The sequence below is a fragment of the Mesoterricola silvestris genome (assembly GCF_030295405.1).
GTDB classification, from domain to species: Bacteria; Acidobacteriota; Holophagae; order Holophagales; family Holophagaceae; genus Mesoterricola; species Mesoterricola silvestris.
Map to the genome: position 1 here is coordinate 4,513,894 of NZ_AP027080.1, position 24,643 is coordinate 4,538,536.

A 24,643-nucleotide genomic window follows, 5' to 3' on the forward strand; every position below is an offset into this window, starting at 1 on the left:
TTCCGCCGGATCTGCCAAGCTGGACCTGGAACCGAGAGAGAACCCATGGCCCAGCCCCTTCGAGATGCCCGCTTCGTGACTTCCGCCGCCACCGTGCGGACGCTGGGGGTCTGCCATGCGGAAGTGGCCTTCGTGGGCCGGTCCAACGTGGGCAAGAGCTCCCTCCTCAACGCCCTCTGCATGCAGAAGGGCCTGGCCAAGACCTCCAAGACCCCCGGCCGCACCCGCCTCATCAACGTCTTCCTCACGGGCCCCGACCGGTGGATCGTGGACCTGCCCGGTTACGGCTTCGCCACCGGCCCCGCCAAGGAGCGCGCCACCTGGCAGGAGATGATCGAGTCCTACCTCACCGGCCGCCGGAGCCTGCGCATGGTCTTCGTCCTGGTGGACGCCGAGGTGGGCCCCACCAAACTGGATCACCAGATGGTGGAATGGCTGCACTCCGTGGACCTGCCCTACCGCATCGTGGCCACCAAGTGCGACCAGGTGAAGCCCTCCCGCCAGCTGGCCCAGCGCCGGGACGTGGCCGCCGCCCTGCACCTGGAACCCGGCGACATCGCCTGGGTGAGCGCCGACAAGGGCACCGGCATCCCCGAACTCCGCATGGACGTGGCGGGCCTGCTGGACCTGCTCTAGTCTTCGCACGTGTCCCTTCTGGGCGTCAGGGACACGCACCCTTCCCTAGAGGCCGCGGAGAAAGGACTCCACCTCCCCCCAGTCCCGGCTGAGGGGGAAGGGCGGGAGCGCCGCCCGTACCTGGGCGGCGTAGCGCTTGCCGCTGGGGTCCTCGTGGGGCAGCATCATGCGGGGGTCCAGGATGCACACGGCGCCTTTGTCCGTGCGGGTGCGGATGAGGCGGCCGATGCCCTGCTTGAGCTTCAGGGTCATCTGGGGCACCTGGATGCCGATGAAGCCCAGGCCCTGCTTGAGGTTGTCCGCCTCGCGCACCCGGGCCTGGAGGACGGGGTCGTCGGGGGGGGTGAAGGGCAGCGCGGTGACGATGACCAGGCTCAGGGCCTCCCCGGGCATGTCCACCCCCTGCCAGAAGCTGGCCAGGCCCAGGAGGGCGGCGTGGGGGGTCGTCTTGAAGCGCTCCATCATGGCCGAGCGGGTCATGCCCTCCCCCTGCACGAAGAAGGTGATGCCCGGCAGGGCGGCCTCCAGGCGGGGGCGGAAGGCGGCCAGCATCTTGCGGCTGGTGAAGAGCACCAGGGCCCGGCCTCGGCTGGCGGTCATGAGGCGCGCCATGGCGTCCAGGCTGGCTTCCACCCAGGCCGGGTCGCCCACGGCGTCCCGGCCGGGTCGCCGGGCCGGCAGATCCGGGGGGATGAACAGCACGCCCTGGTTGGGGAAATCGAAGGGGCTTTCCACGTGGCGGCTCTGATCCGCTTCCTCGTCCGTGAATCCCAGGCGCAGCTTCAGGCCCTTGAACCCCTTGCCGTCCCGAAGGGTGGCGGAGGTGAGGATCACCGTCTCGAAGCCCCGGCGCAGGTGCTGGTGGAAGAAGGGGCGCACGTCCACGGGATTGGCCTTGAAGAGGACCATCTGGGGGCCCTCCCGGGTGATGGTGGAAACCCACCCCGCGGGCTGCGCGAAGATCTGCTCCATGCGGTCGAAGGCGGTGCCGATGCGCTCGGCCACCTTGCGCCAGGCCATGTCCTCGGGGTTGCCGTCCACCCGCCGGGCGGCGAGACGCTTGGCTTCCTTCCAGGCGGCCTGCCCCGCCTCCACCCAGGCCCCCACGGCGTCCGCCAGGGGCTGCAGGTGGATCCGGTCGTCCTCGAAGCCGAAGGTGCCGCTGTCCAGGGGCACCGCGGCCAACAGGGCCGACCAGGCGTCCTCCCAGGGCCCCAGGTGGGCGTCCATCAGGGCGCCCTCGGGCTCCTTGGCGGCCTCGGCGGCGATATCCCGGAAGAGCATCGTCATGGCGCGGTTGCTCCACTGCTCTGAACAGCTGTCCGTGAGCTGCTCCTCGATCTCGTGGGCCTCGTCCAGGATGAGCACCGGCGCGTCGGGCAGCACCTGGCCGAAGGCCGATTCCCGCAGCACCCGGTCCGCCAGCAGCAGGGCGTGGTTGGCCACCACCAGGTCCGCCTCCAGGATCTCCTGGCGCAGGGCCGTGAGGTGGCAGTCCTCGTAGTGGGGGCACTGGCGCCCCGTGCACCGTTCGGCCCGGGCGTTGACCCGGTCCCACAGCTCGGATTCCCCTTCGCCGTACCGGCCCAGTTCCTCCCGGTCGCCCGCGAGGGTCTCCTTCGCCCACCGCCCCATGGCCATCCACAGGCCGTGGTCGGCCAGGGCGAACTCCGCGGGCGGGTTGGCCTCCAGGGCCTCCCAGGCGGACTTGCACAGGTAGTTGCTGCGCCCCTTGGCCAGCACCGCCTTCACCTCCCGGCCCAGGATGCCCCGGGCCCGGGGCAGGTCCTCGTCCAGGAGCTGGCGCTGGAGCTGCTTGGTGCGGGTGGCCACCACCACCGGGCGCCGCCCCGAGGCCAGGGCCGGCACCAGGTAGCCCAGGGATTTCCCGGTGCCCGTCCCGGCCTCGATGGCCTGCACCAGGGCGTCGGGACGGGTGTCCTTGCTGCCGCCCCCGTTGCGCCAGGCGTCGAACCTCGCGGCCCCCTCCCGGATGGCGTCGGACACCAGCTCCGCCATCTCCTTCTGCCCCTCGCGGGCCTCGGCCCCGGGAAAACAACTGAAGATGCGGCCTTCCGGGGGTGCGAAGTAGGGATCCATGGGGTGCTGCATGGTTCCAGAATGGCGGAAATTGGGCGAAACGGGAAGCCCACCCCGGCCGGGAGCTCTTGTCAAAGGTTGTCAAATAATTTACTTGATTTTTATCTTAACGAACCATAATTTTATCCTTGTGAAGCCCAATTTTAGTCTTCACGCCGGAGAATGAGCCATGGCCACCGACAGCCTCAGGACCTTCCTGGAGATCCCCTACGACACCCTGGAGGAAATGAACCTCCACGCCAAGCAGCAGCGCCTGGACCGGGTGCCCCTGGAGCAGATCCGCGAGGAGCGCATGGCGTACCTGGCCGGGGAGAAGCGCATCAAGGCCGTGACCGTGGCCTTCACGGACATCGAGGGCCGGCTCCACATGCTGGACTACGACAAGAAGTACCTCCTCAAGTCCTACGACAACCTCACCTTCGACGGCTCCTCCATCCGCGGGTTCTCGGCCCAGGCCGAGTCCGACCTGCGCCTCGCCATCGACTGGCCCGCCTTCTACTGGCTGCCCGCGGACATCTTCGGGGCGGGCAAGGTGCTGGTGTTCGGCTTCGTCATGGAGAAGGACGGCACGCCCTACGCCTCGGATTTCCGGGCCCGGCTGCGGGAGGCCACCGAGACGCTCTACGCCAGGGAAGGCATCGTCATGAACGCGGCCAACGAGATCGAGGGCTTCCTCTTCAAGGGCCGCGACGCCGAGCGCCACTACCACGAGACCAACGCCTTCGAGTTCATCTCCACCGGCGGCTACTACCACTCCCTGCCCGGGGACAGCCTGCGGGCCTTCATCGACACCTCGGCCGAGGCCCAGCGGGCCATGGGCTTCTCCAACGAGAAGGACCACCCCGAGGTGGCCCCCTCCCAGTTCGAGATGAACTACAAGTACGCCGAACTGAACGTCGCCGCCGACCAGGTGCAGCTGTACAAGCTCCTGGCGCGCCAGGTGGCGGCCCAGATGGGCCTCACCGCCTCCTTCCTGCCCAAGCCCGTGGCCGGCGTGAACGGCAACGGCATGCACACGAACATCTCCGCCAACAAGGACGGGAAGAACCTCTACTTCGACGCCAAGGGCCGGGACGGCCTCTCCGCCAAGGCCTGGGATTTCCTCAACCGCATCCTGGCCAACGCCGCCGAGCTCTGCCTGGTCCTCAACCCCAGCGTCAACGCCTACCGCCGCCTGGATCCCCACTTCGAGGCCCCCAACCAGATCAAGGTCTCCCCCACGGACCGCGGCTCCATGATCCGCATCCCCCTGGGCAACGAACAGTCCGCGCGCATCGAGGTGCGGTCGGTGGGCCCCGACGCGAACCCCTACATGCTCTACTACGCCCTCCTGAAGACCGGCCTGGAGGGCCCCTCCGGCGAGCCCGAGGACACCACCAAGCGCCCCCGCACCCGCTTCCTTCCCGACAACATCTTCGACGCCATCCGCCTCTTCAAGGGCTCCCGGTTCCTGGCCGACGCCCTGGGCGAGGACATCCACGCCAAGTTCGCCGAGGTCAAGCTCCTCCAGGCCGAGCGTTGCCCCAAGGCCCTGGGCGCCATCGTGAAGGCCTGCGAGATCCAGTTCCACCATGAGGTAACCAACCAGCTGCTCTGGAACCAGTTCTAGGCCTCGGTCTTCCCGTCCGTCCCCGCCGGGGGCTCCAGATCGCTAGGGGGAGGTTCCAGGGGAGGACCCCGACCCACCTGGGTTCCAACGAAACGCCCCGACCCATCGATAGCGCGAGCAGCATGACTGCTGCTCGCGCTTTCCGTTGTCCATTGCCCATGGGGAATCGGGGAAGTGGGATGCCCTTGGACCTCAGGACCCACCCATCCCCTGCCTGGATACGGCAGAGCGCTCGCAGCATGCTTGCTGCGAGCGCTCACGGTGGGTCGGCGGATGATGTTGGAACACCGTTGTGACGGTACCCCCCCGGGGAACTGGGCACATCAAACCCGCGGCCACCGGCAGGGGCGCCCGTTCAGGCCGGAACGCACAGGCTGTGGTACTCCCGCAGCCGCGCCTCCCAGTGGCCGGGGACGAGGACGTGGTGGTTGCCCATGGGGTTCTCGAGGAGCGGGGCCACGGATCCCTGGAGGCGCACCTGGACCTGGGTGCGGCAGCGCTGGGGGGAGTCACCGTTGGCCAGGAGCTCCCCGTCCGAGACGAAGAGGCCGCGCAGGGCGGGGCCGCCGATGCGGGCGAGGGTGACGGGGCCTTCGGGCAGGGTTCCCTGGATGCCCACGCCCAGGCCGGATTCGAAGTGGGAGCGGAGGGCGTAGCTCCGCACCAGGCTCCGGGGCACGGTGCAGTGGGCCAGCCACAGGGTGGAGGTCGCCGGGTCCAGGTCCTGGGGGTTGGCCATGAAGCTGGCGCCGCCGCTCACGGCCTGCATCCAGAGCATGGTGAGGGCCGCGGGCACGTCGCCCTCGCAGCCCGCCACGATGCCCTGGTCCAGCAGGGCCGACAGGGCGAGGCAGCCCGTGGTGGCCAGCTCCTTGACCAGGTCGAAGCAGCGCACGCTGCAGGCATCCAGGTCGTAGGCCCTCACCACGGCCCGGAGGCCCGCCCCGACCCGGGCGGCCAGGTCCAGGTCCGCGGCGCCGGGCTCCAGGATGCCGGAGGCGCCTCCGCAGAAGTCCCGGCGCAGGGCTTCGGCCTCCTCCGGGTCCGCGTCCCGGATGGCTTCGCGCACGGCCTCCAGGGGCACGTCGACGATCTGGGGGCCCCAGGCCTCGGCCACCCGGGCCGCATCGGGCATGCTCCCCACGAGCCAGTCGGAAGGGGCCCCGATGCGCCCCAGGCGCGTGGCCCTCAGCTGCGCCCGCACCGCGAGGTGGTCCGCCACCCGGGCCAGGGCGGCGTAGCCCTCCTCCCCGTCGTTGAGCAGGAGGATCCGCCCGGGGCGCCCCTCCTGACGGAGCCGGCAGAGCACCTCCATGGCCGCGGGCAGGGAGTTCTGCCGGGGGTGGGCCAGGAGCAGGACCGGCCCCTCCTGGCCCTCCAGGGCCTCCAGGGCCAGGTGCTCCGTTCCGCCGGTGACGATGAGCAGCGCCGCGGCCTCCCCCGGGGAGGTGAGCATGCGGTGGACGATGCCCCGGGCCTCCAGGGCGGCCCCGAGGGCGGCGACGGTCTCCCGCACCTGGGCGGCGGAATGGAAGGCGGATGCGAGTGGAAGGATCGTGAGCATGGGCGGCCCCGGCGTGGCGCCCGGACGTCGGCCGCCTTGCCCGATTATGCCAGCGGGGCGGCCTGGGCGTGGACGGGGACCTGGCCCAGGAGGCAGAGCGCCGGGAAGTCCGCGATATCCAGTTCGTTCTTGGTGAAGCGGCGGAGGATGCCCTGTTCCCGCAGGCGCCCCACCGCCTTGCTGACGGTCACCCGGTGCAGGCCCAGGAGCTTGGCCAGGTCGTTCTGGGTGAGGTCGGCGTTGATGGTGACCTCCTTCCCGATGGGGCCGGGCCCCTTCTTCCAGCGGACGAAGTACACGAGGATCCGGCAGACCCGCTCGAAGAAGTCCTGGCTGAGGCTGTCCTGGAGCCACACGCCGTACATGCGCACGATGTGCCCCAGGAGCCCGGCCATCTCCAGGAGCAGCTCCGGGTGCTCCCGGGCGATGGGGCCCTCGACGGTCTCCCGGCGGAAGTAGTGGACGGTGCAGTTGGTGTGGGCCCACACCGTGGCCTCGCCCGTGGTGCCGGTGGAAAAGCAGCAGGCCTGCCCGAAGAGGCACCCCTCGCCCACGCTGTAGAGCACCTTTTCGGGGCCGGTGAGCGTGTACAGGGCCGTGTCCACCAGGCCCTCCTGGACGTAGTAGACGCCGTCCGCGGGCTGGTCCATGTCCAGGATGAGGGTCCCCTTCGCGTAGACCTGCCGGGTGCCCAGATGCGTGACCCGGCCCCAGGAGGGGCACAGGTGCTCGAATACGGGAAATTCGTACTGCATGGGGTCCTCGGGGGCGTGGGCAACCCCCTAGACTACCTCGCTTCCACGGGCCGGGACGAGGCCCGGCCGGCATTGAAGGCGGCGTAGTTGGCGGCCCACACCGCGGGCTTGGGGTTCACCGCCTGCAGGGCCTTCCACCAGAGCTCCGCCGGGAACCGGTCGAAGGGCTCCAGGGTGCTGAGGATGCCCATGAGCACGACGTTGGCGATCTTGCCCGTGGGATCGCCCAGGGCGATGGCCTTCTCCAGGAGGTCCACCTCGATGAGGTGGTAGGGCCGCAGGATGGCCTGGAGCTGGGCGTCGGTGGGATAGGCCTCCTCGGCCATGCCCTCGGGGAGGATGCGGGTCCCGGCCAGGAGGATGGTGCCCCCGGGGCGCAGGAGGTCCAGGAACCCGGGCCGCAGCACCTCGCTCTTCTCCATCACGATGAGGCAGTCCACGGTGCCGGGCAGCTGAACCGGGCTCACCACGTCGCCGCACCCGAAGGTGCTGATGACGGGGCCGCCCATCTGGGCCATGCCGTGGGTGTCGCCCTTGACGATGTTGCGCTCCCCGTACCCCGCGGCCATGGCCAGCTGGGTGAGGACCCGCCCGAAGAAGAGGTTGCCCTGCCCGCCCACGCCGCGGATGGCCAGGGACAGGCGCCGGGGGAGGCCGGCCGCGGCGGCGCCGGGGATCTCCGCCGGGGCCGCGGGGAAGGTGCCGCCGGCGGCGACGCCCAGCTCATCCAGGCTCACGGGCTTCAGGACCTTCGTGGGGCACATCTGGCTGCAGGCGGGTTCGTGGCCGCCGCAGCCGGAGCAGAGGTTGGTCACCTCGGGCACGCCGGCGGCGCCCTTGGCGATGCCCGGGCAGATGAGGCAGAGATCGCATTTGCGGCAGGCCTCGGGGTCCACCTGGACCCGCTGCCGGCTGGGCTTGATCTTCTTCAGGCAGGCGCCGTCGCGCACGACGATGGTGGTGAAGACGCCCTCGGCGGCCTCCGCCAGGGCCCTGCGCAGGGTGGCGCGGATGGTCTTGCGCTCGTAGGCGCCGATCACCTCCACTTTTGCGCCGTGGGCGGCCAGGGACGCGGGGAGGTCGAAACGGTTCGCCTGGCCCGCGAGGTTGCCCGGGGAGGTGGGGGAGGGCTGGCCCCCGGTCATGGCGGTCCACTCGTTGTCCAGGATGATCTTCACGCCCGGGACGTTGCGGTAGATGGCGTTGCGGGTGGCGTCCATGCCGCTGTGGCACTCGGTGCTGTCGCCGATGATGCTGACGCACTTCGAGGCCTGCTCGGGCCGGGAGAGCACGTAGCCGGTGCGCTTGCCTTCGCTGGCGCCCATGGCCAGGCCGGTGTCCATGGCGTCCATGAAGTACAGGAGGGCGTTGCAGCCGATGTCCCCGAAGATGGCCTCCACGGTGCCCTTGCTCTTGGCGTAGCTCAGCTCCTGGGCCATGAGCCGGTAGGGGCAGCCGGGGCAGATGAGGGGGGGCCGCATGACCCCCGCCACGGGCAGGGCGGCCCCGGGGACCTCCAGGCCCAGCAGCCCGGCGATGAGGGCCGGGGTCCATTCCGTCACGGGGCTGTAGGGCAGCTTGCCCCGCACCTTCAGGCCGGCCTGCTCCATGGCCTCCTGCAGGTGGCGGTAGCCGTCCTCGATGACCACCACCTCCTCCACCGTGGCGCAGAAGCGCTTGATGAGCTCCAGGGGCAGGGGGTTGGAGAAGGCCAGGGACAGCACGTCCAGCTCAAGGCCGCGGGCCTCCATCACTTCCCGCAGGTAGAGATCGCAGACGCCGTAGGTGACCACGCCCACCTTGCCGGAACCCTTGTCCCAGCGGTTGAGGGGGCTCTTCTCCACCATCTCCACCAGCCCGGGCATGCGGGTGGCCATGACCTCCAGGTAGGACTTGCTGCAGATGCTCGGGAGGACGTTGAAGCCGTGGAGATCCCCGGCCATCTTCACGGGCTCGCGCGTCTGCGAGGCGTTCAGGCGCACCAGGCCCTCGCTGTGGCACAGGGCCCCGCTGGGCATGACGACCACCTGGGTGTTGAAGGCCCGGGCCACCTCCACCGCCAGGCCCGGGGCCTCCAGCATCTCCTGGTGGTTGCGGGGCTCGAGCACCGGGACGAAGCAGCTCTTGAACAGGGGCCGCGGGTCCACCAGGTGCTGGGTGGAGCTGGGGGTGAAGTCGCTGGCGATGAAGTAGACCAGGGCGCCGCGCTCCTTGATGATGCCCGAGCCGCTGGTGAAGATGTCCCCGGCCTGGAAGAGGCCCGGGATCTTCATGGTCACCACGCAGTCCCGGCCGGCCAGGGTGTGGCCGAAACCCACCGCGGCCGCGGCGGCCTCGTTCACGGACCAGCCCACGGTGATGAGGTCCTGCACCTGGGCCAGGCCCCGGTCGATGACCTCGGAACTGGGGGTCCCCGGGTAGCCGTCGGCGCTGTGGACGCCGCTTCGCACGCAGCCCACGGCGAAGGCGATGTTGCCCTGCAGGACCTCCGCGTGGCCTTCGGGGGCCAGGCAGAGCTGGCGGATGGAATGGGACATGGGACACTCCAGGCAATAAGCGATTCTTGGTCCGGAGGCCCGGGCAAAACGTAGCTGGCACTACGAAACCCGGGAAAACAAGGAAAACGCCACCTATCGTGACAAAGGTCACTCATTGACGACCGAAAAGTCCTTTGATTTCTCCCCTTGGGACGGCCGATGCACGCATAATTACCTTTCAATTCGCTTTCCCCCAGCCAAAATCCGATCCCCCGGCCCGCCTTCGCCGGAATTGCGGATCTCTGCCCAGATGCCCATTTCCCCGGCCGCCTCCGGTGGATAACATGGGGCGGACGCATGGGAAATCCTGAACCGATCCGACACCCCCTTTTTGAAGGGCATAAGCCATGAGCGACCAAAGTCCGGCGCACAATCTCGTATTCGGCATGGCCGGCTCCGGAGGCGACGGCATCGTCTCCGCGGGGGACTCCCTCCTGCAGGCCGCGGCGGCCGAGGGCTACCACGGCGTCATGACCAAGAGCTTCGGTTCCCAGATCCGGGGCGGCGAATCCAGCTGCCGGGTGCGCATCAGCACCGACCCCATCCTGAACCCGGGCGGCAACCTGGACGTGGCCGTGGCGCTCAACTGGGAGGACTTCCTCAAGTTCGGCGCGGAACTGCCCGTGAGCGGCACCACCGTGGTGATCTACGAGGCCGCCACCCTGATCCCCCCCGACCGCATCCCCCTGGTGGGCGTGGTGCCGCGCCAGGTGATCCCCGTGCCCATCGCCCAGATGGCCAAGGACACCGCGGGCACCGAGCGCGCCAAGAACACGGTGGTGCTGGGCCTCATCGCGGGCTGGTTCGGCATCGGCGCCGTGGCCGTCATGAAGGGCATCCGCAAGAAGCTGGCCAAGAAGGGCGAGGAGCTGGTGGAAGCCAACCAGCGCGCCTTCGACGCGGGCCGGGCCTTCGCCATGGCCAACCCGCTCAAGGTGAACATGAACATCGTGCCCTCCGAGACCAAGGGCGCCGTCAAGCTCATCACCGACGGCAACGACATGTGCGCGGCGGCGGCGATCTTCGCGGGCTGCCGGTTCTTCGGCGGGTATCCCATCACCCCCTCCACCGAGATCATGCAGTTCTTCACGGACCACGTGTGGAAGTACGGCGGGTCGGTGCTCCAGGCCGAGGACGAGATCGCCGGCATCGGCGCGGCCGTGGGGGCCTCCTTCGCGGGGGTCAAGGCCATGACCGCCACCTCCGGCCCCGGGCTCTCCCTGAAGACCGAGATGATGGGCCTGGCCACCATCGCCGAGCTGCCCCTGGTGATCGTGGACGTGCAGCGCGGCGGCCCCTCCACGGGCCTGCCCACCAAGAACGAGCAGGCCGATCTCTTCGCCGCGGTCTTCTCCGCGCACGGCGACGTGATCCGCCCGGTGCTGGCGCCCACCTGCGTGGCGGACACCTTCCGCATCACGGTGGAGGCCTTCAACATCGCCGAGTTCTACCAGACGCCGGTGATCATCCTGTCGGACCAGGAGATCAGCCAGCGCAAGGAGACCCTGGATCCCATCGACACCCGCCAGTTCGAGGTGATCGACCGCCTGGAGCCCTCCGCCATCGACCTGAAGGACTACAAGCGTTTCGCCCCCACCGAGAACTTCATCAGCCCCATCAGCCACCCCGGCATGCTGGGCGGCACCTACCTGGCGTCGGGCATCGAGCACACGGAATCCGGCGCCCCCACCAACAGCGGCACGGTCCACGCCCGCATGAACGAGAAGCGCACCCGCAAGTTCGAGCCCCTCAAGGACCGCAAGGACCTCTTCGAGGTGCTGGGCAACCCCGACGCCCCCCTGGCGATGGTGGCCTGGGGCAGCGTCGCCGGCGTGTGCCGCGAGGCGCTCCAGATGGCCCAGGAGGAGGGCCTGAACGTCAAGCTCATGGTGCCCTACCTGCTCTACCCCGTGGCCGAGGGCGCCTACCGGGACTTCTTCGCCTCCGTGCGCAAGGGCCTGATCATCGAGCAGACCCACCTGGCCCAGTTCCACAAGCTCCTGCGCATGCACCTGGACCTGCCCTCCGGCGTGCGGCCCCTGGCCCGCAGCGGCGCCAATCCCTTCCTGCCCGGCGAGATCGTCGCGGCCCTCCACAATCTCCTCTCGGAACTGCAGCGCAGGCACGAGGGCAAACTTCAGCCCCAGGAGTGAGGTCGACCATGAACGGTACCGCCACCTGCGAATTCCAGCCCAAGGACTACAAGAGCGACCTCAAGCCCATCTGGTGCCCCGGATGCGGCGACTTCGGGGTGCTCCAGGGCATCTACCGGGCCCTGGCCGCCATCGGCCGCCCCCCCCACGAGATCGCCTTCGTCTCCGGCATCGGCTGCTCCAGCCGCATTCCGGGCTACACGACGGCCTACGGCTTCAACAGCGTCCACGGCCGCAGCCTGCCCATCGCCCAGGGCATCAAGATGGCCAACCCCGATCTGCTGGTGCTCGCCGCCGGCGGCGACGGGGACGGCTTCTCCATCGGCGGCGGCCACCTGGCCCACATGGTGCGCCGCAACATGGACATCGCCTACATCGTCATGGACAACCAGATCTACGGCCTCACCAAGGGCCAGCTCTCGCCCACCTCCCACAAGGGGCTGACCACCTGCACCTCCCGCCACGGCAGCCTGGAGGAGCCGGTGAACCCGCTGCTCTACATGCTGGCCTACGGGGCGGGCTTCGTGGCCCAGGCCGCCCCCACGGATCTGGCCGGCATGGCCACCATCATCGAGGCCGCCATCCGCTACCCCGGCTTCGCCTTCGTGAACATCCAGTCCCCCTGCGTCACCTACGGCATGGAGGAGCAGCAGATCAAGGGCCTCAAGGCCATGCAGGAGAGCCTGGAGGCCCTGGGCCACGATTCCAGCGACCGCCTCGCGGCCATGGACCTGGCCCAGCACTACGGACGCAAGCTCCACCTGGGCGTCTTCTACCGCAACCCCGAACCTCCCCCCACCTACGGCGACCTGGTCAAGGCCCGGCAGGAGGAGCTCTCGAAGAACGCCCTCCCCGTGGAGAACATCCTGGACCTCTTCATCAAGAAGTGAACCGGAGCCCCCATGACCATCCGAGGCATTGACCTGGCCGCGCTGACCCTGATGGACGCCCTCGACCTCGCCATCCTGGTGGAGGACGAGGCCATGGAACGCTACGAGGAGTTCGCGTTCCAGATGGAGCAGCACCGCACCCCAGAAGCCGCGAAGTTCTTCCGCTACATGATCGAGAACGAGGCCAAGCACGGCCGGGACCTGCGGGCCCGCCGGGAGCTGGACTTCCGGGACGCCCCCTCCCGCGTCAACGCGGCCATGATCTGGGACGTGGAAGCCCCCGACTACGACGCCGCCCGGGCCTTCATGACCCCGCGCCGCGCCATGGAGGCCGCCCTGGCCGCCGAGATCAAGGCCCACGCCTTCTTCGAGGGGGCCCTGGCCTCCATCCAGGACCCCGCCGTGGCCGCCCTGTTCGTGGAACTGCGGGACGAGGAACGCCAGCACCAGGCCCTGGTCCGCGCCGAACTGGACAAGCTCCCCCCGGACGGCCCGCTGGATGACGAGGACTTCGTGGATCCCCCGGCGGCGGTGGACTAGGAATGGAATTTGTGGAAGGGCCGGCGCATCGTCAATGCCGGGGTGATGGCGGTTATTTGACTCGTACGCTTACGAGGCTGTGACTCTCTGGGAATGGCCAGAGGCTTCGCTATGGCTTGGCTTCATCCCCTGCATCCATTTCATCCGGCTTTTATCCCCGTTTCAGCAGGGCCAGCGCAGCGTTGAGCCGGCGCATTCCATACCCGGGTGCACCAACCCATCCCTGCCTTGGCCCTGCTGAAACGGGGATAAAAGCCGGATGAACCGGATGCAGGGGATATCTAAGCCGCGGCCATCACCTGCCTGGCGAATTTCTGGATGCCGGACAAAAGCATTTCCACGGCCATGGCCGTCAGCACCAGTCCCATGAGCCGCTCGAAGGCCATCGTCACCTGCTCGCCCAGGAAGGCGGCGATGCGCTCGGCAAACACCAGCACCACGGCCGAGATCGCCATGGCCACCCCGATGGCCGCGAGCCACTCCCAGAGCCGGGCCGGATCGCCCGAGACCAGGAGCAGCACCGAGGCGATGGAACTGGGCCCCGCGATGAGGGGGATGGCCAGGGGCACCAGGAAGGGCTCCCCCTTGCGCGCGGATTCCGCGTTGCCTTCGGCGTGGGGAAAGACCATCTTCAGGGCGATGAGGAAGAGGATCACACCACCCGCGATGCCCAGGGAGGTGTCCGACAGGTGCATGAGCCGCAGCACCCCCTGCCCGAACAGCGCGAAGAACACGAGAATCGCCGAGGCCAGGAGCACTTCCCGGATGATCACCCGCCTGCGCCGGGCCGGATCCACCTGCCGCAGGATCCCGATGAAGGGAGGGATGTTGCCCAGGGGGTCCGTGACCAGGACAAGAAGGATGAGCGCCGAGGTGAAGGACGAGGGAGATGGTGCCATCAGGCCATTCTCCCCTGCCCACCCGGGCGAGGCAAACGGAAAGCGCCCGCAGCCTGGCTGCGGGCGCCCACGGTGGGCCGGTGGCCAGGAAGCTAGTCGTCGTCCCGGTCGTAGTCCCCGCGCTCGTCTCCCCCCAGCGCCGCCTGGGCCAGCTTGAAGAAGATGTCGGTGTTCTTCTGGGTTCCCACGAACCGCATCCAGGCACGGCTGCCAGAGCTGTAGGCCGACACCGGGATATCGGCTGCGGTGTGGACGGCCTGGCCCTCGCCGTTCAGCTGGCCCCGCACGAAGAAGCCGTTGGCGTCCACGTTCCGCAGTTCGGGGATCGTCGCGTAGCCCTTGGCGCCCAGCAGGCCCCCGGTGCCCTTGAACGCGCCGGGCAGGAGGCTGTCGATGACGGGGGTGGGCTTGGAGAGCCAGGATTCGTAGCGGTCGCTGTTGGCGCCGAAGCCCACCAGCATCTTGTTGTCGATGTCCATGGTGGCGGGATAGCCGTCGGCGAGGATCTGGTAGGCCGGGAAGCCCGCCAGGTCGTAGGTGCCCACGGCGTTCTGCCGCGCGGGGACCTGGGAGGGCGACAGGGTGGCGGCATCGGAAGGCAGGGCCTTGAGGGCCTGCACACCGCCCTCCAGGGACAGGGCGCCGATGAGGCTGAAGCCGGAGCACTCGTGGTCCGCCAGCACCAGCACGGTGGTGTCGCCCAGGCGGTCCGCCCATTTGCGGGCGACGCCCACGGCCCGGTCGAATTCCAGGGTCTCGCCGATGGCGCGGTCCGCGTCCATCAGGTGGGACTGCTTGTCGATGTGGGCGCCCTCCACCATGAGCACGAAGCCCTCGCGGTGGCGGGAAAGCACGTGGAAGGCCGCCTCGGCCATCTCGTCCAGCATGGGCTGGTCGGGGGCCAGGTAGTCGTCCACCGCGAAGCTGGAGGCCCCGGGAGGCAGGATTCCCCGGCGCTTGGCCACCTTGTCCAGGGCCACGTTCATGTTGCCGTAGCCGAAAAGGCCCAGCAGCTTGTCCGGAGCGTGGCCGGCGGTGAGGGCCTGGAGTTCGGCAGAGGTGCGGGCATAGGTGAACCCGGCGCCCTTGAATTCGGCGATGAGATCCCGGTTCGCCAGGCCCTGGGCCGCGGGCGTGGAGGGCAGGCCCCATCCGGACAGGACGTCCTTGGGCAGCCCGGCGTAGCCCGTGGCCGCGGTGCGGCTGGAATAGAGCGTCGTGGAAGGCAGGAACCAGCGCCGGCCCCCGCCCATGAGGACCTTCAGGCCCGTGCCGTGGCCGCCCTTGCCGGAGGCGTCGCTCTCGTCCAGGTACTGGTCCACCACGCCCGTGCCGTTGTTGCGGTTGGCGGTGTGGACGGCGTTGGCGGCGGGGGTGGCGTCCTCCACGTCGGCCGTGGTGACCAGGCCCAGGGCGGTGCCCTTCACGCGGTGCAGGTATTCCGAAAGGTACTCCACCCGGGGCGCGAAGAAGGGATTGGTGACGTGGGCGGGGTAGACCCCCTCCTGGCTGTTGGCGAAGTGGTTGCCCGAGGCGTAGCAGGCCATGCCCGGGGCGGAATCGGTGATGATGCTGTTCAGGGAGTGGGTGCTCACCAGGCCGAGGCCGGGGAAGCGATCCATCTCGAGCCGCCCTCCGGGATCCCCCGCCGTGACGCCGTAGCGCACGATGCGGGCCGCGGTGCGGTGGGCCACGCCCATGCCGTCGCCCAGCATGATGACGATGTTCCGGGTGAGGCGGCGCCCGCCCCGGCCGCCGTGGAAGGGATCGATGACCTGCACCCGGGAGGTGAGGGTGGCGGTGCCGGTGGCGTCGGTGATCTCCGCGGTGAGGGTGTGCCAGCCCGGGGAGGCCAGGGTGGTGCCCCGCACGTTGAAGCCCGCCCAGCCCGGGGCGGAAATGCCGTCCGTGGTGGTCGTGCCCTGGGCGCCCGAGGTGAAGGCCGCCTGGTGCCCGTCGATCCAGACCTTCGCGGTGCAGGCGCCGGAGCTCTGCCCCTCCACCCGGATATCGAAGCGCTGGTGGGAGAGGAACCGGGCCCCGTCGGGGGGCATGAGCGCGGCGCCGGCGGGGGCCGCCGCCGCCGGCACCGCGGCCAGGAGCGCGGAGAGGGCGAGGGCCCTGCGGATGGAAACGAGGGGGTTCATGGTGCCTCCGGGGCGTGGGGTATGGTCAATGCTTCGGCACGGCGCCGAGCAGATCCTGCGGCTGGTCCAGAATCAATCTCAGGTGCGTCACGCGTCCGTCGGGCTCGCAGCGGTAGCCCACCTGGAGCTGCCCCGTCACCTCGAGGGCCCGGGGCGTGTAGGCGATCTCCTCGCCGGGGGAGGACCGGACCACGACGTACACCGCCTCCGGGGGCAGGTCCGCGGTGCCTCCCCCCTCTTCGTCGCAGGCCACGGGCCGTGGCGCCAGATAGAAGGCCCCCTTGGGAGCCACCTCCATCTTCGCCATGAAGCCCACCAGCTTCACCCGGCTCCCCGCCAGCGCGAGGACCCGCGCCGAAGGCTTCAGCTCCGGCCCCGAGGTGTCGAGCACCTCCTTGAACCCAAGGGCCGGGACGGCCTCCTCCCCGCGGCAGGGCGCGAAGGAAGCCAGGGACAGGGCGATGCCCAGACAGCTGGAAAGGGGAATGCGCATGGTGACCTCTGGGGTGAGGTTAGGCGCCCCCCACCCCCTGTCAACGCCGCCCTGTCCGCGCTCAATTCCCCACCGTGAAGCTAATCCAACTGTCCCCACGTCTTCCCATTCCAGGTGGCCAAACGGGTGGACCCTTGTCACCGCAAAGTTCCCGGCCCGTAACCTCACGGGACGTCAGGACGGGAGGCCCAAGCCCGGAGAGGGGTGCCCCACGTCCGCGATCCCTTTCGCTGTGCCTGGAAACGGCAAGCGCCCGCAGCTTTCCCGCGGGCGCTCACAATGGGACCGCTGGAACGGGCCACAAGAGCGGCCCGTTCCCGACGTTCCAGCGCTACCAGAGACCCAGCACCTTCCACCAGGCGCCGCCCACGAACACCCAGATGGCGATGTTCACGAGGCTGACGATGAAGCCCAGGCGCCACCAGGTCCCGATGGGCACGTAGCCCATGCCGAACATGGCCGCGGCGGGGCCGGTGCCGTAGTGGGTCATGCTGGCGTGCAGGTTCGAGAAGAAGCACAGCACCAGCGCGGCCAGCATGGGGGGGGCGCCCAGGGTGATGGACACGCCCAGGAAGGCGGCATACATGGCGCCCACGTGGGCGGTCATGCTCGCGAAGAAGTAGTGGGCGTAGAAGTAGGTGAGGCAGAGCACCAGGAACCCGAAGATCCATCCGTGGCCGGCCATGGAGGCGCCCACCACCTTGCTGAACCAGGGGATCATGCCCAGCTTGTTGAGGAAGCCGGCCATCATGATGAGGCCGCCGGTCCAGATGAGCACGTCCCAGGCGTTGTGCTCGGCCAGGACGTCGGTCCAGTGGAGGACGCCGGTGAGCAGCAGGAGGCCCAGGCCCAGGAGGGCGGCGGTGGTGCCGTCCATGCCCAGGAACTTCTCGCCGAAGACCCACAGGAGCAGGACCACGGCGAACACGCCCGTCATGAGCCACTCGGACATGGACAGGCGGCCCATCTCCCTGAGCTTGGCGGTGGCCATCTCCACGGCTTCGGGGGTCTCGGTGATCCCGGGCCGGTAGAGCTTGTAGAAGACGTAGGGGATGACCAGGAGGCCCACGAGGCCGGGGACGATGGCCGCCACGAACCAGCTGCTCCAGGTGATGGTGACGCCGAAGTCGGCGGCGAACTTCTGGGCCATGGGGTTGGCCGCCATGGCGGTGAGGAACATGGCGCTGACGATGAGGTCGATGTTGAAGCAGGTCATGGTGAGGTAGGCGCCCATCCGGCGCTCGGTGCCGTCCCCGGGGTTGGAGCCGTAGGCCCGGGCCAGGCTGCGCATGATCGGCATGATGATGCCGGCGGTTCGGGCCGTGTTGCTGGGCACCACGGGGGCCAGGCAGAACTCCGTGGCGGCCAGGCCGTAGGCGAGGCCCAGGGTCCGCCTGCCCAGGAGCCTCATGAAGAAGTAGGCGATGCGGGTGCCCAGGCCGGTCTTGATGAAGCCCCGGGCGAACATGAAGGCCACGATGATCAGCCAAAGGGTCTTTTCGGAGAACCCGCTGAGGCTTTCGCCGATGGAGAGGGTGCCGGTGATGGCCGTGAGGCCCACGCCGATGATGGCCACGGCGCCCATGGGCAGGGGCCGCAGGATGATGCCCAGGATGGTGGCCACGAAGATGGCGAAGAGGTGCAGGGCGCGGACCCAGTCCTCCCGCCGCAGCTTCTCGGCATCCGCCTTGGCCTTGGCGTCGGCCTCGGCCTTGGTCTTGGCTTCGGCTTCCGCCCTGGCCTTGAGTCCGGCTTCCACCTTGGCCTTCACCTCGGCCTCCATGCGGGCGGCGGCCAGGTCCTTGGCGGAGGGGGAGGCCTTTTCGGCCGCGGGGGCGGGAGCCTTGTCCACGGCGGGCTTCGCCGCCTTGTCGGGGGCGGGCTTGGCGGTCTTGTCCTTCTTGGCGGCGGCGGCCTTGGCCCCCGCAGAGCCCGCGAAGAGCTTGGCGTCCGGAACCGGCGCGAGCCGGGGCAGGACGAAGTAGAGGAGGCATCCGACCAGGACGGTCGCGAACAGCTGGAGGGGCTTGGCGCCCTGCCATCCGCTCTTTTCAGGGGTAGGGGTCGACATGGATGGGTCCCTTAAGTGGAGGCTACAGGGCGGAGATGCGCAGGCCCACGCCGTACTCGGCCTGGCTGTCCTTGGCGATGGACGTGGAGAGCTTGTAGGCGTCGTGGAGCTTCATGTAGTCGTAGACCACGTAGGCCTCGATCTTCCGGCTGAGGTGGCGCCGGACGGCGGCGTAGTAGGAGTCCTTGCTGCCCGTGGTGTAGAAGGCGGCGTTGGCGCCGTTGGCGAAGGCGTTGGGGATGGCGCCGGTGGCGGTGGCCATGCCCGCGTGATCCACCTTGATGGTCTGGACGCCGGCGAAGAGGGTCCACTTCGGGTTGAGGGAATAGGAGCCGGAGAGGGTGTAGGCGTTGTCCGTGCGATCGGAGTGGTTCAGGCCCTGCTCCGCCGTGTAGTGGAAGTAGCCGGCGTTGATCTTCAGCTTGGGCGTGACGTAGACGTTGCCGCCCAGGGACATGGACTTCTGGGTGAAATTGTTGTTGTTGGCCTGGGTGTAGAACCCCGACACGTGCCAGACGCGGGCATTCCAGCCCAGCGCCACGGACCCGGTGGAATTCTTCACGGAGGTGTTGGCTTCGTAGTTGAGGTTGTAGGCGGCGCCGAAGCACAGCCCCTCGTCGCTCATCTTCTTCCAGACGATGCCCTTGTCCATGCGGGTCTGGGCGGGGCCGCCGGTGACCGGGCCCAGGCTCACGGCGCCGGCGTAGTAGACCAGGGACTTGAAATTGGAGTTGTTGGTCCAGCCGCCTTCGTCGTAGTTCACCTCGGCGTGGTTGAAGGGGTCGCAGTAGATGACGGCGAAATCCCGGGCCAGGGTGTTCTGGCGGCCGATGGTGATCTTGCCGAAGGACTTGCCGCTGATGCCCACCCAGGCGTCGCGGTTGAAGAGGGCGTTGGTCTTGCCCTGCTCGCCGTCGTAGAGGAAGTACTCGCTTTCGAGCTTGTAGATGACGGCGAGGCCATCCACGTTGGTCTTCACGAGGCCCTTGAGGCCCCACCGGTTGCCGCTGAAGAAGGGCTCGCCCATGTCCACCTTTGTGCGGCCGTCGGCGGTGGCGTTGCTCTTGCCCACCAGGGTCAGGTCGATGAGGATGTAGGGCGTGAGCGCCTCGGGAAAGACGATGGGGCCTGCGGCGGCCTGGGGCGCGACCTTCTTCTCCAGTTCGGCGATGCGGGCCTTCTGGGAGGCCAGTTCGGCCTGCACGTCGACGGTCTGTGCCTGGAGGCAGCCCGCCACGAGCGCGGTGGAGAGGCCGAGGATCCGGGGGACGTTCATGGGGCTTCCTTTCGGAAAGGGTGCGTTCGGGACGGAGCCCGGGCCTCCGGCGGGGCCGCGCGGCCGGACTCGTGGACAGACGGATGTCAGGTTCTGGTTCAAATCTAGGCACTGGACCTTTCAGCCACCTTTCAGTTCCAATGGCTGTGACGACCATCACGGGGCGGGTCCCCAACCTCTGAAAATCGGCCATCCTGGCAGGGGATTGGCCACCCCACCCGCCCGTCAGGAGCTCCCATGAACACCCGAATCCTGCAGTGCCTGCTCGCCCTCGCCCTGGCGGCCGGTCCGGGCCGGGCGGCCGCCGGCGAACCCATCACCCTGATGGTGGGGGGCGTCGAGAAGATCATCTACCTGCCGGTGAAGCTTGCCGAGCGGCTGGGCTACTTCGGCGCCGAGGGCCTGGACGTGGAGATCCGCAGCGAATGGTCCGGCATCCACGGGGCCGATGTCCTGCTGGTGGGCACCGTGCAGGGGGTGGTGGGCTTCTACGACCACACCCTCTACCTGCAGGCCAAGGGCAAGGCCCTGGTGAACGTCATCCAGTTCTCCCAGGCGCCGGGGGAGGTGGAGCTGGTATCGGCCCGGATGCCGCCCTCCGTGCGGTCCATGGCCGACCTGAAGGGGTGCACCCTGGGCGTGACGGGCCTGGGTTCCTCCACCCAGTTCCTGTCCCGGTACCTGGTGCTGGCCGCGGGCCTCAAGGCCAGCCAGGTGAATTTCCTGCCCGTGGGCACGGGCGACAATTTCATCGGAGCCATGACCCGGGGCACCATCCAGGCCGGCATGACCACCGAACCCACCGCGAGCCGCCTGCTCAACGCGGGCCAGGCCCGGGTCCTGGCGGATCTGCGCACCCCCGAGGACACCGTCCGCGCCCTGGGCGGCCTGTACCCCTCGGCCTGCCTCTACATGCAGACCGCCTGGGTGGCCCGGCACAAGCCCGAGGTCCAGAGGCTCGTCAACGCCCTGGTGAAGGCCCTGCGCTACATCCAGACCCACACCGCCGCGGAGATCGCCGCCCAGATCCCCCCCGACTTCTACGGGGGGGACCGGGCCACCTACGTGAAGGCCCTGGGCCGCAGCAAGGCCATCTTCATCCCCGACGGGCGCATGCCCGAAGGGGGCCCCGCCCACGTGCTCAAGGTGCTGCGCAGCACCGACAAGAGCCTCCATGGCAAGACCATCGATCTTCCCAGCACGTACACCCTGGAATTCGTCACCGCCGCCCGCTGAAGGAGCCCCATGAAGATCCTGCTGGTGGAGGACAACCGCGCGCTTTCCGAATGGCTGGCCCGGACCCTCCACGCCGACGGGTACACGGTGGAGTGTTCCTACGACGGCCCCGACGCCGATCTGCGCCTGACCACCGAGACCTACGACCTGGTCATTCTGGACCTGGCGCTTCCCGGCCTCCACGGCCGGGAGGTGCTCAAGCGCCTCCGGGGCCGGCGGAACCCGGTGCCCGTGCTCATCCTCACCGCCTTCGACGGCACCAAGGACCGCGTGGACGGCCTGGACATCGGCGCCGACGACTACATGGCCAAGCCCTTCGAGGTCCACGAACTGGAGGCCCGCATGCGGGCCCTGCTCCGGCGCGCCAACCAGCAGAAGAATCCGGTGCTCACCTGCGCCTCCCTGGCCTACGACACCAACAGCCGCGTGTTCACCCTGGCCGGAGCCCCCCTCTCCCTCACGCCCCGGGAGCACTCGGTGCTGGAGATGCTCATGATGAAGGCCGGCAAGACCGTGAGCAAGCGCGGGCTGGCCGAGAGCCTCTTCTCCCTGGACGAGGACGTCAACCCGGACGCCATCGAGATCTACGTGCACCGCGTGCGCCGCAAGCTGGAGCCGGGCGACGCCGTGATCGTGACCCTGCGGGGCCTGGGCTACCTGCTGAAGCCGCGCCATGTGGATTAGGATCTCCAGCCTTCGCAGCCGCATCCTGGTGTGGCTCCTGGTGCCCCTGGCCTCGACCGCGGCCCTGGGGATCCTCCTGTCCCGCCGGGACGCCGCGGCCATGGCCACGGTGGTCCAGGACCGGCTCCTGCTGGGTTCGGCGCGCACCATCGCCCAGCAGGTCAGCTTCGAGGACGGCCTCATCGAAGTGGCCATTCCCCCCTCCGCGCTGGAGCTCTTCCAGGGCGACACCGGGGACCGGGTCTACTACCGCATCGCCTCCAGCCGGGGCGTGCTGCTCTCGGGCTACGCCGAGGTGCCCGCGCCCCCGGGGGACCTGCGCCCCGAGGAATCCACCCGCTTCACGACGCGGGTGCGCAACGAACCCGTTCGGGTGGTGGCCTACGCCCAGCCGGTCTTCGGGGCCCCGGGCGAAGGTCCGGTGGTCATCGAGGTGGCCCAGACCTTCCAGGCCCACGACGCCCTGGCCCAGCGCATCTGGCTCGGCAACATCCGCCAGGACCTGTTGACCCTGGTCCTGGTGGCCATCCTGGTGTGGCTGGCCCTGCGGGGGGCCCTGAAGAGCATCCTCCTGCTGCGGGACCGGGTGCAGGAGCGCCACGCCGGTTCCCTGGAACCGCTGGACGCCGGCCCCGTGCCCACCGAGCTCCAGCCCCTGGTGGGGGCCATCAACGGCTACGTGGAGCGCCTGGACACCCAGATGGCGGTGCGCAGCCGCTTCATCGCCAACGCCGCCCACCAGCTGCGCACCCCCTTCACCATCCTCCAGACCCAGGTGAACTTCGGCCTGCGCGAATCCGACCCGGCCCTGAAGGACCAGGCCCTCGCCGCCATCCTCCAGGGGGTGCGCCAGGGCACCCGCCTCGTCAATCAGCTCCTCAGCCTCTCCCGGGCCGAAGCCTCCTTCCTTCCCTTCCGGAACCGCGTGAACGTGGCGGAGCTGGCCCAGCGGGTGCTGGAGGAGCAGGGAGCCCTGGCCCAGTCCAGGGACATGGACCTGGGCCTGGACGTGCTCACGGACCAGGCCGAGATGCCCGGTTCCGCCTCCATGCTCCACGAGCTCCTGGCCAATCTCGTGGACAACGCCCTCCACTACACCCAGCCCGGCGGCGTCGTCACGGTGACCGTGGACCGCCCCGGCCAGGGGCTCGTCCTCAAGGTCGAGGACAACGGCCCCGGCATCCCCCCGGCGGACCGCGCGCGGGTCTTCGAGCGCTTCTGCCGGCTGCAGGTGGACGGAACCCAGGGCTGCGGCCTGGGACTCTCCATCGCCCAGGAAGTCGCCCACGCCCTGGGGGGCACCATCGAACTGTCCGATCCGGACGCGGGCACGGGGCTGGTCGTGACGGTCACCTTCCCGTAAAGGCCCACCCGCATTCAGTACAGGACGCCCGGGTTGGCCGGAATCCGCGAATGCTGGTATTCCTCCTCTTCCACCACGGCCGGGTGATCCAGGAAGTACCTCGCCCGCTCCACGTCCAGCTCCCCCTCCCACTTGGACACGGCCACGGAAGCGATGCCGTTGCCGATGAGGTTGGTGATGGCCCGGGCCTCGCTCATGAAGCGGTCGATGCCCAGCAGCAGGGCCAGGCCCGCCACGGGGATGTTGCCCACCACCGAGAGGGTGGCCGCCAGGGTGATGAAGCCGCCGCCGGTGACGGCCGCGGCGCCCTTGGAGGTCAGCAGCAGGATGGCCAGGATGTAGAGCTGCTGGGTGAGGGTGACGTGGGTGTTGGTGGCCTGGGCGATGAAGAGCGCCGCCAGCGTGAGGTAGATGGAGGTGCCGTCCAGGTTGAAGGAGTAGCCCATGGGGATGACCATGCCCACCACGGACTTGGAGCAGCCCAGGCGCTCCATCTTCTCCATCATGAGGGGCAGCGCGCTTTCCGAGGAGGAGGTGCCCAGCACGATGAGGATCTCCTCCCGGATGTAGCGCAGGAACTTGAAGAGGCTGAGCCCCGCCCAGCGCATCACCAGGCCCAGAACGAGGACGACGAACAGGGCGCTGGTGGCGTAGAAGCACGCGATGAGCTTGCCCAGGCTCACCAGGGTGTGGAGGCCGTACTTGCCCACGGTGAAGGCCATGGCCCCGAAGGCCCCGATGGGGGCCAGGCGCATGACCATGGCCACGAGGCGGAAGAAGACCTTGTTGAGCCCGTCCAGGAACCTCATGACCGGGACGCCGTCCTCCTTGATGAAGGCCAGGGCGCTGCCGAAGAGCATGGCGAAAAGGAGTATCTGGAGGATGTCCCCCTTGGCGAAGGCGTCGGCCACGTCCTTGGGGATGATGTTCATGATGAAGTCCACGGTGGTGAGGTGCGCCCCGTGGGTGTAGGCGGAGATGGACTTGGCGTCCAGGGAGGCCGGGTTGATGTTCATGCCGGCCCCGGGCCGCACGAAGTTGGCGATGACGAGCCCGATGGCCAGGGCGATGGTGGTGAGCACCTCGAAGTAGAGGAGGCCCTTGCCGCCCACGCGGCCCACCTTCTTCATGTCGCCCATCTTGGCGATGCCCAGCACCACCGTGAGGAAGATGATGGGCGCGATGAGCATCTTCACCAGCTTGATGAAGCCCTCCCCCAGGGGACGCATGGAAGCGCCCAGGTTCGGTTGGAAGTACCCCAGGAGCGCGCCGATGGCCACGGCGAAAATCACCTGGGCGTAGAGACTGCGGGAGAATCGGCGCATGGGGGCTCCGGAAAGGGGATGAACTGGCAAGGATGGACAGACCGAGTCTAGGCACCGAGTCTTTCAGTTCCCTTTCAGACCGGAGGTGTGTCGGCAAACCCAAGATCCTGTTTCGCTTGGCTGTACTCATGGCGCGAAGGATGTACGTTCTTTATCCTGCTTCTTCCCAAGGATCCTGTTTATCCCCGTTTGAACGTCGCTGGGAGTTGTCGCCACCTTTGGTTCGAGGAGTTACTCGCCCTCCGACCCATCTCCGCGTCCGCCCTGCGGAAACCGGGATAAACGCCGATCGATGGGATGAACGGGGATCCGCTCAACCCGGAACACCCCCTTCATCACGGTTTCAAGGAACCTAAGGTCTGCCG

The 24,643-nt window shown here is 68.6% G+C and carries 18 protein-coding genes; 8 read left to right on the forward strand and 10 right to left on the reverse strand.

The window, feature by feature from the left end:
• Positions 1-45: 45 nt before the first annotated feature.
• Positions 46-636: a ribosome biogenesis GTP-binding protein YihA/YsxC gene (gene yihA, locus R2J76_RS19400; RefSeq protein ID WP_316413310.1), complete on the forward strand. Its 591-nt coding sequence runs from the start codon at positions 46-48 to the stop codon at positions 634-636.
• Positions 637-681: 45 nt separating this feature from the next.
• On the opposite strand, the gene R2J76_RS19405 is transcribed toward yihA, so the two are convergent.
• Positions 682-2,748 carry an ATP-dependent DNA helicase gene (locus R2J76_RS19405; protein ID WP_316413311.1) on the reverse strand — a complete coding sequence of 689 codons (2,067 nt, stop codon included), beginning with the start codon at positions 2,746-2,748 and terminating at the stop codon, positions 682-684.
• A gap of 157 nt (positions 2,749-2,905) precedes the next feature.
• Here R2J76_RS19405 and R2J76_RS19410 point away from each other — a divergent pair, with 157 nt between their 5' ends.
• Positions 2,906-4,345, forward strand: a complete 1,440-nt coding sequence (locus tag R2J76_RS19410) for a glutamine synthetase family protein (protein ID WP_316413312.1) — start codon at positions 2,906-2,908, stop codon at positions 4,343-4,345.
• Between the two features lie 355 nt (positions 4,346-4,700).
• Here R2J76_RS19410 and R2J76_RS19415 read toward each other — a convergent pair whose 3' ends face one another.
• From R2J76_RS19415 to R2J76_RS19425, 3 genes are read right to left on the reverse strand one after another with little or no spacing between them, the layout of a single operon-like run.
• Positions 4,701-5,909, reverse strand: coding sequence for a hypothetical protein (locus tag R2J76_RS19415; RefSeq protein ID WP_316413313.1), 1,209 nt, complete (start codon positions 5,907-5,909; stop codon positions 4,701-4,703).
• Positions 5,910-5,953: 44 nt separating this feature from the next.
• Positions 5,954-6,664: a Crp/Fnr family transcriptional regulator gene (locus tag R2J76_RS19420; RefSeq protein ID WP_316413314.1), complete on the reverse strand. Its 711-nt coding sequence runs from the start codon at positions 6,662-6,664 to the stop codon at positions 5,954-5,956.
• A 32-nt stretch (positions 6,665-6,696) separates the two neighbouring features.
• A complete protein-coding gene (locus R2J76_RS19425; protein WP_316413315.1) occupies positions 6,697-9,201 on the reverse strand; it encodes a 2-oxoacid:acceptor oxidoreductase family protein in 2,505 nt (834 codons plus the stop codon).
• A 347-nt stretch (positions 9,202-9,548) separates the two neighbouring features.
• On the opposite strand from R2J76_RS19425, the gene R2J76_RS19430 reads away from it, so the two are divergent.
• The 3 genes from R2J76_RS19430 to R2J76_RS19440 are packed head-to-tail and all read left to right on the forward strand — an operon-like array spanning position 9,549 to position 12,784.
• Complete coding sequence (locus R2J76_RS19430; RefSeq protein WP_316413316.1) at positions 9,549-11,354, forward strand: 2-oxoacid:acceptor oxidoreductase subunit alpha; 1,806 nt, start codon at positions 9,549-9,551, stop codon at positions 11,352-11,354.
• Between the two features lie 8 nt (positions 11,355-11,362).
• Positions 11,363-12,244: a 2-oxoacid:ferredoxin oxidoreductase subunit beta gene (locus R2J76_RS19435; protein WP_316413317.1), complete on the forward strand. Its 882-nt coding sequence runs from the start codon at positions 11,363-11,365 to the stop codon at positions 12,242-12,244.
• A 12-nt stretch (positions 12,245-12,256) separates the two neighbouring features.
• Complete coding sequence (locus tag R2J76_RS19440) at positions 12,257-12,784, forward strand: ferritin-like domain-containing protein (RefSeq protein WP_316413318.1); 528 nt, start codon at positions 12,257-12,259, stop codon at positions 12,782-12,784.
• Positions 12,785-13,065: 281 nt separating this feature from the next.
• Here the strand turns inward: R2J76_RS19440 and R2J76_RS19445 are convergent, their stop codons facing one another.
• The 5 genes from R2J76_RS19445 to R2J76_RS19465 all read right to left on the reverse strand — a co-directional run bounded on the left by R2J76_RS19445 (position 13,066) and on the right by R2J76_RS19465 (position 19,670).
• A complete protein-coding gene (locus R2J76_RS19445) occupies positions 13,066-13,683 on the reverse strand; it encodes a MarC family protein (RefSeq protein ID WP_316413319.1) in 618 nt (205 codons plus the stop codon).
• Between the two features lie 92 nt (positions 13,684-13,775).
• Positions 13,776-15,830 carry an alkaline phosphatase gene (locus tag R2J76_RS19450; RefSeq protein WP_316413320.1) on the reverse strand — a complete coding sequence of 685 codons (2,055 nt, stop codon included), beginning with the start codon at positions 15,828-15,830 and terminating at the stop codon, positions 13,776-13,778.
• Positions 15,831-15,855: 25 nt separating this feature from the next.
• Positions 15,856-16,323, reverse strand: a complete 468-nt coding sequence (locus R2J76_RS19455) for a hypothetical protein (protein WP_316413321.1) — start codon at positions 16,321-16,323, stop codon at positions 15,856-15,858.
• Positions 16,324-16,654: 331 nt separating this feature from the next.
• Positions 16,655-18,394 carry an anion permease gene (locus R2J76_RS19460; protein ID WP_316413322.1) on the reverse strand — a complete coding sequence of 580 codons (1,740 nt, stop codon included), beginning with the start codon at positions 18,392-18,394 and terminating at the stop codon, positions 16,655-16,657.
• A 22-nt stretch (positions 18,395-18,416) separates the two neighbouring features.
• A complete protein-coding gene (locus R2J76_RS19465) occupies positions 18,417-19,670 on the reverse strand; it encodes a porin (protein ID WP_316413323.1) in 1,254 nt (417 codons plus the stop codon).
• Positions 19,671-19,907: 237 nt separating this feature from the next.
• On the opposite strand from R2J76_RS19465, the gene R2J76_RS19470 reads away from it, so the two are divergent.
• From R2J76_RS19470 to R2J76_RS19480, 3 genes are read left to right on the forward strand one after another with little or no spacing between them, the layout of a single operon-like run.
• A complete protein-coding gene (locus R2J76_RS19470) occupies positions 19,908-20,906 on the forward strand; it encodes an ABC transporter substrate-binding protein (RefSeq protein WP_316413324.1) in 999 nt (332 codons plus the stop codon).
• A gap of 9 nt (positions 20,907-20,915) precedes the next feature.
• Positions 20,916-21,590 carry a response regulator gene (locus R2J76_RS19475; RefSeq protein WP_316413325.1) on the forward strand — a complete coding sequence of 225 codons (675 nt, stop codon included), beginning with the start codon at positions 20,916-20,918 and terminating at the stop codon, positions 21,588-21,590.
• Positions 21,580-22,953, forward strand: coding sequence for a sensor histidine kinase (locus R2J76_RS19480; protein WP_316413326.1), 1,374 nt, complete (start codon positions 21,580-21,582; stop codon positions 22,951-22,953). Before R2J76_RS19475 ends, R2J76_RS19480 begins: the two co-directional genes overlap by 11 nt.
• Before the next feature lie 14 nt (positions 22,954-22,967).
• Here R2J76_RS19480 and R2J76_RS19485 read toward each other — a convergent pair whose 3' ends face one another.
• The gene (locus R2J76_RS19485) at positions 22,968-24,278 is read right to left on the reverse strand and encodes a dicarboxylate/amino acid:cation symporter (protein WP_316413328.1); all 1,311 of its coding nucleotides are present in this window, start codon (positions 24,276-24,278) and stop codon (positions 22,968-22,970) included.
• Between the last annotated feature and the right edge of the window lie 365 nt (positions 24,279-24,643).